Annotated in this window: 1 protein-coding gene; it reads right to left on the reverse strand. The window is 60.7% G+C overall.

The features are described 5' to 3' along the window. Window positions 1-15: 15 nt before the first annotated feature. Window positions 16-12,078 (reverse strand): non-ribosomal peptide synthetase, encoded by a 12,063-nt coding sequence (locus tag CWS50_RS01985; protein ID WP_127841450.1) that lies wholly within the window; start codon window positions 12,076-12,078, stop codon window positions 16-18. Window positions 12,079-12,158 lie beyond the last annotated feature (80 nt).

A 12,158-nucleotide genomic window follows, 5' to 3' on the forward strand; every position in this document is an offset into this window, starting at 1 on the left:
GAGCCAGTGCGCGCTTCATTGAATAGCACCATCGATCATCGAGCACACCTCTACGGATCTACGCTCCGCCGTGAACTTCCTCAGCACCTTCACGGTGTTGCCAAATGGACTAATGAGCGTATAAACGCCCTCCACGCTCAACGCGCGTTCAATCCATGAGTGCGCCGCACTATACGGTACTGGCCGGATCCCCTCAGCTTCGATTTCCAAGGCCTTAGGCCCCTGGAAGCTCATACCCCCCTCAGGCCACGCCGACCATGCTACCGAAATACTGCGGCCAGTCTGAGCCCGACTGCGTTCCGCAATATACGCTTCAACTGCTCTATTCGCCGCAGCATAGGCAGCGCACCCTACTGCTCCCGCATGCGCGGCGACCGAAGAGAAGGCAACAAAAACGCCTGGCGCATCGACGCGAGTCGCAAGGTCCAGGTTAATTAACCCGCCGAGCTTTACTTCGACCTGGTCCTTGAGCTCATGCACATCACAGGCCACGAATAGCCCTCCCGGCTCGGTTCCAGCAAGATGGTAGACCGCGCGGACCGGTCCGAGCTTGCTCCGCCAGTGATCAAGGCATCGTCTCAGGGCGGACATGTCTTTGACGTCGACTTGCTGATAGTAGACAGAATCACTAAGCAGATCGGACCGGTCCTCCGCCCGACCGATCGCAAGCACGGTTGCACCGTCATCAACGAGACGGTCGCAGAGATGCGATCCGATGAAGCCTGCGCCCCCTGTGACCAGGACGAAGCCTCCGCCCTCTGCACCACCGCCTAGTAGCCTCTGCTCGCTTTCCAGGCGCGGAATCTGGACAGGTTCGAGGACCTGCTCCTGTAGTACACCGCTCCGAACACGGTAGAGCCCACCTGCCCGGGACGCGTGCAACGCAGCAGAGCACCACGACCATTCCGGCGGAGAGAGTAAGACTGCCGCGGAGACACCGGGAACCTCGGCTCGGAGGGTCTCAACAAGACCGGCTAGACCAGAAGCCACGATCTCGGCGCCTGGCTGGGCCTCAGGTACCACAAAGACCATCGTGCGCACGGACCCTGGCTCCATGCTGCCCATTCCCCTATAAACCTCCTGCACAGCAGTCATGCAGTCAAGCAAGACCTCTTGGGGGCCCTTCTCAAGACTCACGCGTAGTGTCAGACTTGAGTCACTCTCTCTCACCCATGAGGCGACTCCTGATAAACCGCCTTCAGGCCGAGAGGGCAGAGCCTCCTTTTGGCCCATGCCTCCATGGCCCGCGTGATCGAGCCGAGAGTCCCTCCAGGTTGGCTCGAGCCCAACGAAGCCGTCTGTCTCGTCGACGCCCCCTGAGAGCTCCTGCCCCCTCACACCCTTCAGAGCAACACACGGGGTGCCCGCGTCGTCGAAGAGCCACACGTCATGGCGCGTCCCCTCCGCCGCCTCCGTCACACGTACGAACCCCTCTCGGGTCGGAGCGCGGCGCAGTTCCACTGCCTCGGCGAAGACAGGGACTCGTGTCCCCTCTTTCCCGTTGAACGCCTCGAACAGCATCACGGCCTGGAACAGAGCATCCACGATGGGGATCGATAGTTCCCTGTCTTCGACCGCAGCGTGCTCGCTCAAACGAACATGTGCGAGTGCCTCGTCTGGGGACACCCAGAAGTCCTTAATGACCTGAAAGAGGGGACCATAATCGATCCGCTTGCCTTCGAACTCTCTTTTGCATTCGTCGGTGCTGTAGTGGCGCGAGAAGGTTCTCCGATACGCCGTGAGCGGCGGCTCATCGTTCAGGCGGCTGCGGTCAACGCGCATGGAGCACAAGGTTGGGGCGCCATCTACCCGTCGTCGGAAACCGATCCGGTCGTCATCCCGCTCTACCAGCACGTCGGCCGCCGGCTCCCCCTGAAGTGTGAGCGGCGCCTGGAGCACCACGTTGCGAAGAGACACGTCACTGCTCGCATGGAGAAGTTGAGCAGCAGCAACGATCCAAGCAGCCCCTGGCAGGACCGGTTCTCCAGCCACGGAATGCTCCGCCAGGAACCCGTCACGCGCGGTCACGCGCAGGATCTGCTCCCCTGAGGCAAATTCAAGAGGACGCCACCTGCAGCGCCCGGAGGAGGGCACTCTCTCAAGTGCCGAGTGCCAGAACCGCTGGGGCCGAAGACGCGACAGAGGCAACCGGGCCCGTCTTGGCTGGCTGGACGGGAGAGTGCTGAGCCGGGACCAGTCAGCCGTCTCCGCCGACACCTGCCACGCCTCGGCAACACTCTCGACCGAGCCTGAGCGCAATGCCACGTCAAGGGGCTCACTGCCATGCCCGACCGCGCCACCGTTCACGGAACGCAACGCCGATACAAGCTCGTCCCGGGTACTCGCAACGATGGCAGCACGCCGGCTGTCCTGCACACGGCCCCACCGCAGTGTAAAAGCAACATCCGCTAGAGGCACGTCTCTGCCTTCGTCCTCGAGCCAGCTCGCAAGACTGTTCGCGTACCAGTTCAGATCGGAGTCCGTTCGGGCACTTAGCACAAAAAACTCGGTGGCGTTGCGCTCCTGCCGGGGCTCGCACGCCGGCGCTTCCTCAAGCACGGCAAAGGCGTTCACGCCCCCAAAGCCGAAGGCACTGACGGTCGCTCTCCGTGTGAGCCCTGCACTTTCGTTTACCGCCGGGTCGCTCCAATCGAGCCGCTGCCCACCAAGATGAATTAGAGACGGATCAAGATCGATCCGAGGGTTCACGGTCTGCAGGTGCACCAGTGGCGGAATCTCCCTATTTTGTAGGGCGAGCACCGCCTTGATGAATCCCGCTACCCCAGCAGCAGCCTCGGCATGTCCTATCGCGGACTTGACCGATCCCACAGACACGGGGGTAGGCAGGCACTCCATGCCTTCCCGCTCAAGTTGCGTCCTAATCGCACGCTGAAACGCGTCAAGCTCAATCGGGTCCCCCAGCACTGTGCCGGTGCCGTGAGACTCGTGGAGTCCAAGCCCTGCTACGCCCGGGCCAGCCTCCTCCAGAGCCTGCTCGATCAGGTTTGTCTGGGCTGCAACGTTTGGTGCGGTCAAGGCAGACGAGCGCCCTCCGTGGTTGATCCGGCACGTCCTGACAACCGCCCTGACCTGATCCCCATCAGCCAGAGCGGCCGACAGAGGCTTGAGTAGTACCAGCCCGATTCCTTCACTGCGTACGTATCCGTCAGCACGCGCATCAAACGTCTTGCACCGGCCATCTGCGGCGAGGACGCCGACCTTGGACAGGGCAATATGAGGCCTGGAATCAATCAGTACTGACACGCCGCCAGCCACAGCCATGGCACAGTCGCCACGCTGAAGTGCTGAGACTGCATGATGAATCGCAACCAGTGAACTCGAACAGGTGGTATCGATCACCTCACTTGGACCTGACCAGTTGAGGGTATAGTTGACTCGGTTTGCAATGATCGAGCGCCCCGTCCCGATCAGGCTGAGCTGATCCTGCACGACGCCTCTTTCTGCCAGCAACGCCCCGTACTCGTCCCCAGTCACTCCCAGAAACAGCCCCACGCTCTGGGGAGTAGTAGTTACCGGCGCGTACCCCGAGTCTTCCATCAACTGCCACACCCCGCTCAGGGCAAGTCGTTGCCGCGGATCCATCATCTCCGCCTCCCTCGGCGAGACTCGGAAACGGTCCGCGTCAAACCTGTCAACGTCGCTAAGGAACCCGCCCCACCGGGAGGTGGTTAGGTCACGTCCTGCCTCATCACCGTAGACCGCCTGCCAGTCCCAACGGTCCTCAGGCACCTCCACCACGCAATCCCGCCCCTCGACGAGGTTGAGCCAGTACTGCTCCGCACTATTAGCCTCCGGCATTCGCGCATACAGCCCGACCACGGCGACAAGGTCCTCTGTGGCTGTGCTCGACGGAGGGGAACCAGCACCCAGACGCTCGCTCACCCCGTCCCGAGGAGCATCTTCCCCACCTCGGCTTGCTCCCTCTAGCCCAACCTTGTGACTTGCCGGTGCACCCTGACTCGGGGACGCCTCCGCCTGCACACCCCCACGTGAAGGAGACACACCGTCTCCGACGAGTCCGCTTACGAACTCAATCACCTCATCGAGTGAGGCCAGCGGAAGCAACTGGGCGGTCGTGACATCGCAGCCGAAGTTGTCACAAATCTGGTTAGCCAAGAGTGCATAGTGCAGCGAGTTGAAGCCCTGGTGCCCCAGGCCCAAGGAACCATCGAGGTCCTCAACTGAGCATTCGAGCACATCTGAGACGAAGTCCAGTAGCCAGCTCTCAATACTCGCACCGTCATCCCTATCGCGGGAGTCGCCACCCTCACTTCCAGCCGGCGACAACGGATGCTGATCGACCATTAGCAGAAGAGCCGCGTTGTCGAGCTTCCCATTCACCGTCGTGGGGTAGCCGCCCACCACGGTGATCCTGGACGGGATCATGTGTGCTGGCAGCAGATGTTCCAATCGCTCCTGCGCATGTCGATTCCTTGTTCCTGTACAGAAGCCGACGAGCGAACGCTTCATCGCGTTGGCCTGGCCCCCCTCCGTCGCTAGAGCGACGGGAGCGACGAATCCCGCCTCAGCCATGGCACGCTCAACCTCGCCGAGCTCGATTCGATGCCCGCGGACCTTTACCTGGCGATCCGAGCGCCCCAGGAACTCGATCTCGCCGTTATCCATGAACCGGGCTCTGTCGCCCGTCCGATAGATCTTGCGGTTCTCGTCTCTCGGGTCAGGAACAAACGCTGCTCGAGTCTGCTCGGGGTCGTTGACGTATCCATCGCTCAGACACTCACCACCGATGTATAGATCTCCGGGGACCCCAGGGGGCTGCGGTTGCATTGATTCGTCAAGGACCCAGTACTCAGAGTTCTGGATCGGACGCCCATACGGGATCGATAGCCAATCGCTCGAGACCTGCGTAATCAGATGAAGATTCGACCAGACCACGGCTTCTGTCGCCCCGCCGAGGGCGACGACCTGCGTTTGTGGCACCTCCGCGAGGCACCGACGAGCGAGTTCCAGCGGAATCCAATCCCCGCTAAGGAAGGCAAGTCTCAATCGGCACTGCTGGACTAGCCGAAGGCCGATGATCTGTTCCAGAACAGGCTGAAAAAAAACCGGGGCTGAGTTCCAGAAAGTAATCCCTTCAGATGCGATGATGCGCGCGATTCTCCTCGGGTCAAGCCGATCCACCTCATTGACTACACGGATGGTAGCGCCTGCCGCCAACAGCCCGAACAGGTCAAAAATCGTCAGGTCGAATCCAGCCGCGTTGACCCAGGCCCCTTTGTCTTGAGGACCAATTCCAAACCTGGGAACCAGGTCCTGAAAGAGGTTGACGACCGGCCTGTGCCGCACCAACACCCCCTTGGGCGATCCGGTACTGCCGGAGGTGAAGACAATGTATGCCAGTGACTCTGCCGTTGATGCATCTGGAACTACGGTATTCGCGCGAGCAAGGGGGTCTTCAAGCTCTGCAACTGTGACTGACTCGCCCTTGATCTGCTCGTCTGGGACAGACAGCACTGTGAGCCGTGCTTGAGACTTCTCAATGCTCTTGTTGTGGCGCTCAGTTGGCTCACCGTGGTTGAGGGGTACGAAGGCTGCCCCGAGTCGCATCACTGCTAACAGGACAGCAGGCTGTCTCCGGTCGCGTTTCATTCGGACCGCGACGACGTCGCCGCATCCGATTCCGTGACCCTGGGAGAGGGCACGGGCGTACGCATCAACGCGGTCCGAGAGTTCAGCATACGTCCATTTCTCGTGGTCGTCAGTGACCGCCACACTGCTGGGCCATGTCTTTGCAGCCCTATCGAAGAGCTGAACGATCGTTGCGTCACGTTCGAATGGCGCGCTAGTTCTGTTTTGCCGTGCCTGGAATTCCTCGGCGTCCACATCTGCCTCACTAGCGTTCTGCTCAATGGCACGCATGCCCTGCGAGTCGAGAGCCGCTTTGAAGCCCTTCAGCATTTCCTCAGTCTCCTTCGCATTCATCTGTGCTGTACCGACGCTTAGTTCGGCAGTCACCTTACTCCCCGCCCCATAGACGAGACAGTCCACGACCACGCCCACTGTGTATGCCGCGGCGTGAGTGGCAGTCATCTCTGAGGCGGCGTTGGAATGCTGCCAGCTCAGGGCGTCGGTGAATGCGGTACGGAAGGGCGTGACTGAAGCGCCGAGGTATTCATGCGTCAAGGGAAACCAGTCTGTCCTTCGATTCTCGACGTCGTCCCTTCGTTGCGCCTTAACGCTTTCAAGGCTCTCATATTCGGCGCCGGGCAGAAGAAACCCAAACGTACTGAAGTCGCCGAGCGCAACCTCCCACGAGGGACGCTCCGTTCGATCGACATAATCGATGCAAATGGTTGCATGATGCGAGAGTTCTGCCACGCTCTTTAGCCCTCTACGGAACGCCCATGCAACAAGCGCGGCACTATCTGTTCTGGTCTGCCCGACAGGAACGGAGAAGTCTAAGGAGTAGACTCGCGTCTCTCCATACCCTGGCGTAGATGTAGATAAGGACGAGCGAGGGAGCGCCCCAGAAAGTCTCTCTAGGCGAGCACGCCAGTATTTCTCCCCACCGTTTGTGGCCGCGTGGTCTTTCTGCCACGTCGCATACTGAAGCGCGTCGTCCCGCTCCCGATCCAGATCTGTATCGCTGGTCGCCGAGAGTAATGATCGGGACACCAGTAGCGTCGAGACGGCGTCCAGAGAATGGCAATTGAAAGCGATAAAGAGGTAGTTAAGCTCGCCATGGGTTCCGACGGATAGACGAACCGGTGGCCACGCGCTCTGTGCAAGCGCGGCTGCCTCCCACTCTTCGACCTGCGACAGCCAGTCGCCTAGCTTGCTCGTGACCGATGCTTCGTAGCGTGTCACGGTCGGCGATAGCGCTCGACCGCTGAGTCGGAACTGTCCGTGTGGCGTCTGTACTGTGTGCAGGGCTTCGTGATGCAAGAAGAGAGCACGCCACCGTGCGAACACAGCTGGCAGCTGGTCTGCGTCAATGGCATACACGCGCACTGCATACGCGACCGCGTTGTCTCTCGCCAACGCCCTCTGAGCTTGGTAGCTACGCATTGCCCGTGTTAGCGGCACCCGGGTAAGAGGCGCATCAGAGCCATCACTGGCCGTGGTGCTCGCCTGTCCCTCAGACACAGAAAGGCCTTCAGTAAGGTACTGTGCAACGAGTTCGCGGTACTCGTCGAACAGCTCTCGCGCGCTTTCATCTCCCAATGCTTGCGTATCGACGTCCCAGTCCAGGAGCACCTCACCGCTCGCCTCCCGAGTCGCGTGAGCATGAATCTGGACCCCCGAGGTCACACTCAGGGATCTGGATACCGGGTAGCCACGCCCCCGTGCACGTTGGGTCACCGACGAGTACACCACCCGAGGCGGATCGATAGACCTCTTCCTCAGGATCTCTGTTCCTGTCATCGACCTGTACGTGAGATCTCGGTCCAGTTCCTCTTGCAGTTTCCAAGCAGCAGTTGCCCGCGCACCGACCTCGATCGGGTGGAGCATCATCTCTGTGAAGGGCCCAACGACCGAATCAATGTCCTTCCAATCATGCGGACGGTCTGTAACCGTGAGAGCCACGAGAATCTGCTCCCGAGAACGATTGGCACACCATTCTCGAAATATGCCAAACAGATACGTAAGGACCGGTACTCCGATTCGTTGCGCCTTCGTCTCAAGGACAGTCCTCTGCGCTGTCGTAAGGCGGTGGCTGAGTCTCATCCAGCCCTGGCTCTCCGCATCGGATGTCCTGGCTACGCGCAGTGCTTCCACGGTTGCCGGTCGGCACCCGCTGATCCGACCATCCCAATGCTTCAGTGCAGCTCGGCGAGCGTCATCGTTCCTCACTGACTCCTGGTCGCACCGAATGCCGAAGAACGCCCCATCGGGAATGTCTGGCCCGAGCTCCGCACCGTCGTATGCACTCCAGAGATCCCCCAGGGCGATGTGTGTACTCATAGCGTCTGCGACGAACGAGTCGACGCCCACGACAAGTTTGTCCGTCGTGGGCCCCCGAAGGATCCTGAGTGTCACCATCGGTCCCTCGGCCCACCCGGCAGCCTCAGCCAGCATTTCTGCTACGAGGGACTCCTCGGACTGCACCGGCCGGATGACCGGAACTGAATGCGAATCGGGCATCGCGATGTACTGACGCCCCAGCCGTGTCACCCTCGCCCGTAGCATTCCGTGTCGTTCGGTGACCCGATTCCAAGCGCTGGAGAGCCGATCTTCGTCAAGGCGAACTCCCGGATCGATGAACATGACATTCCAAGCACCAACCCGCTGTTCAACAGGTCCTCGCTGCATTTTCGCAGCCAGGTACACGCCCTGAAGGTCCGTCAAGGGGGCCGAGTCGGCATCGACCAGCCGCATACGAGGCCGGTCCTGTTCAAGGAATGCCTCATTGGAACGCGCGGCCCCCGAACCGGGTGCAAGGGTGCGCTGAAGTGAGGCAAGGCTCGCCGTCTCTTGTAGCTCAAACAATGATGGACTACTTCCATACTGCTCCTGAAGCGAGTCCTTCAGGCTCACTGCACGAATCGAGTCCAAGCCGAGATCGCGTAGCGGCGTCTCCGCGGAGGCTTCCCAGTCCTGGTCCCCGACACAGCGGGTGCAAAGCCTTTCAAGTACGGTGCTCAATCCACCGTTTGAGCCTCGCGCCGCCTCCCAATCACAGCGACCTCCACCACTGTTCTGCCATCCGTTGCTGGCTGCAGTTCCCTCCCCCGATACGGGCAGGTGAACGACGCTAGCGCCGGAACTAGGCTCGGCTGGCCACGGGCCGTCCACATGCTGGTGGTGAGCTCCCTGTGACTCGATCAGGTGAAGTTGCTCGATGAGCTCCTGGACACTTCCAACAAGGAGCGTGACCGCTTCCCTCTCTCGGGACCGGCGGTTTAGCGTTGTGGAAATGCCCGACAGAGAGAGGGCCGTAGACTGCTCTAGCGCATGAGCCAGGTCACCTGCATACGAACGCAGGGCAGCGTCATCGGCTGCGCTGAGATGAATAGTATCCGCCGCAGCGTTGCGCTCCTCTGGCGCACCTTGCCGCGTCGGCTCCATGCGAAGGATGGCATGCGCGTTTGTTCCGCTCATACCGAAGGCACTTACGCCAGCATACGGCTTGCTAGTAGGCCAGTCCGTGGCCCGGCGCGGAAAGACGAATGACTCTAGTGCCTCCCCCGTGATGGCAGGGTTAGCAGCGTTAAACCCGGCGAGGGGAGGGAGCTCCCGACGGTGCATACACAGGACCGTTTTGATGACCCCAAGCAGGCCAGCCGCGGCATTAGTGTGCCCGATATTTGCTTTTAGCGAGCCGAGGGTTATCGGGCCTGTTCTACCTTCGAGACGCAGAAGTGCCTGGATCTCGACAGGGTCACCTAAGGCTGTGCCGGTCCCGTGTGTTTCGATATACGCAAGCCGCTCTAATGCGACAGGGTTGGCCCCATAGATCTGGTTGAGTAGCATCGCCTGGGATGCACCATTTGGCGAGGTCAGCGATTTTGAGAGACCATCGTGATTTAGGCGGGTGTCCACAACTGTCGCCCAAGGCTCCCGACCAGCCGCATCAGCGTCCCCTGGCCGTTCTAGGTAAATGCATGCGGAGCCTTCCGCAGGCACGAACCCACTTGCGGCGGCGTCAAATGGGCGGCATCGCCCATCCCTTGATGTCACGCCAAGCATGGACGTCTTGCGTAGGAACTCAGGATCGCTCATCACACACGCCGCTACCACGAGGGCGGACTCGCACTCACCTGACTCGATAGAGTGACGAGCAAGATGCAGGGCCGTGATCCCCGACGAGCAAGTCGTGTTCACGGTCATGGCAGGACCCCTGACATCAAGCCAGTGGGCGATCCGACCGGCGAGGATTGCCTCATCCGAGCCTAGGAACGCCTCTGGGCTTCGCGAGACGCTTGCATCGTCCTCAAGCGCCGCAAAGCCGCTCGGGCGACACGCGACAAATACTCCGACGGAGCGCCCCCTAAGGGACTCTCTCGATATCGCGGCGTCATCTAGGCACTGCCTGACACCGGAGAGCATTACCCTGAGTTGGGGGTCCATCCGGAGTGCCTCCTCCGGGCTCATCCCATAGAGTCGAGCGTTTAGCCCTAGGTCTTCACCGAGGAATGCCCCGCTCAATTCACAGTCATCAGGCGACTCCAGGGGCCACCGTCCAAGGGGAACTGACGCCTCTGCCACCGCACCGTTTCTCACCATTTGCCACAGTGCATCGAGTGAGTCTGCCCCCGGCACCCTTGCGGACATGCCGGTGATTGCAAGGCCACCCCGTTCTGCATCATGTGTGGACGCCGTTGCCGCAGGTTCGGGCAATGGCCTCAAAGTTGTTAGATGTTCAAGGAGTCTTCCGGGAGTCACATGATCGAAGAATTCAGTCGCACTCAGGGCGACCCCAAGACGCGCGCTTAACTCTTGCGCCATCGCGACAGTGCTGAGTGAGTTCAACCCAAGTAGATCCCAGGTCTCCTGGTTGTGCTCTTCCGTGAGCCGCCGTCCAGTTACCGCCTGATATGCAGCGCGCATGGCATCACCCGCGCTTGATGACTCGGAGTTCACCTCGTTGTCCATGTGCCCTGACGCAAGGATCTTCCCGAGCGCATCCCGGTCGAGCTTGCCCGTGGGGAGTTTCGGCAGCGCCTTCACTTGTACAAGCCGTGACGGGACCATGTGCCGTGGCAGAATATCGGAGACAAGCCGTCGGACGTTGCGGAGGTCAAGAGCGTGGTCAGTCACCACAGCCGCATGCAGTTCCGACCAAGCCTCCGTGTCGCCAGTTTCACTGACAGCTGCCGCTGCACCAACCACACCGGGAACTTCACGGAGGGCCCTCTCGATGGCCTCCAAGTCCAGCACCAGCCCGTTCAGCTTCACCTGATCGCGAACTCTGCCGAGCAACAGGAAGCCGCCGTCCTCAAGCATCCTTGCGCGATCGCCCGTTCGGTACGCTCGACCGAGGCCCTCGATCTCACAGAACCTGGTCTCATTCAGAGACTCGTCTTGCCAGTATCCAAGTGCAACCCCTTCCCCTGCTACGCAGAGCTCCCCCTCCTTGCCGTCGGGGAGACGTTCTCCATGTTCATCCAAGATGGCGACCCGCACGCCATCGATCGGGTAAAATAGTGGCTCCCCGCTGCTAACGCGAAGTCCTGCCGCGATCGTGTTGGCTTCAGTGGCGCCGTAGTCCTCGAGAAGCTGCGCATCGGGCAAAAGACGGCGGGATAGATCGACCACTCGATCAGGCAGCGTATTCCCACCAACCGTGACCACCCGCAGCGGCGGTACCACCGCCAAACCTAGATGGCCCATCTCTGTCAACAGGATTCTGAGAAGATCCGGCGTGAGTGTGATCCGTGTCACCGAGAACGCCGCCAGCCGCCTTAGCCACCGAGCTGGATCGTGCAAGTCTTGCCCGCCAATGAAAAGCGTCGGAGTGCCCATTGCGAGCCCTCCGAAGATTTCCCACAGGGAGGGCATTATCGACACCGTCGGCCTGGCTGCGCACACCTCATCCTCGCTCGGCGGAAATGCCTTGATCATCCAGCGAAACCGATTGACTGGCTGTCGATGACAGTGAAGAACCCCCTTGGGACTTCCTGACGAACCCGATGTGAACATCAGCAGGAATGGCGTCTCCGCGCTACTAACGCACGGCACCTCCAAGGGGTCAGGCTGCTGCTCGAGCTCACTGATCCATGGGTGGGACTCCGGGAGGTCCGACTCATCAGCCAGTACCATTGTTGCCCCGGCTCGCTCGATGAGGTCCCTCCGGTAACGAAGCGGTAGGTCAGGTGAGAGGGGCACCACGATCGCTCCCATATGCATGAGCGCCAAGGCGGCTGAGACGTACTCGGCGGAAGCCGTACCGTTCAGACCTACGCAGTCGCCCGGCCCCACCGCTTTATCCGCAAAGAGCCCAATGTACTGACGTTTCCTCGTGGACAACTCCTCGAAAGTCCACCGCTTCCCATCTGCATCGATGAGCGCGACGGATCCCGGGTTCGCTTCGCTGACTGCCTCAATCCATCGGTCAATCGACGGGTATGTATCTGTCATTACAGCCCTTCCCATACCTGAATACCCTCCTTGCAATGCCTCACGGAGACACACTCCGATGCACACGGGGTCGGCACCGAAACGGCCCTCGAGCC

Source organism: Actinomyces wuliandei, from assembly GCF_004010955.1.
In the GTDB taxonomy this organism is placed as follows: Bacteria; Actinomycetota; Actinomycetes; order Actinomycetales; family Actinomycetaceae; genus Actinomyces; species Actinomyces wuliandei.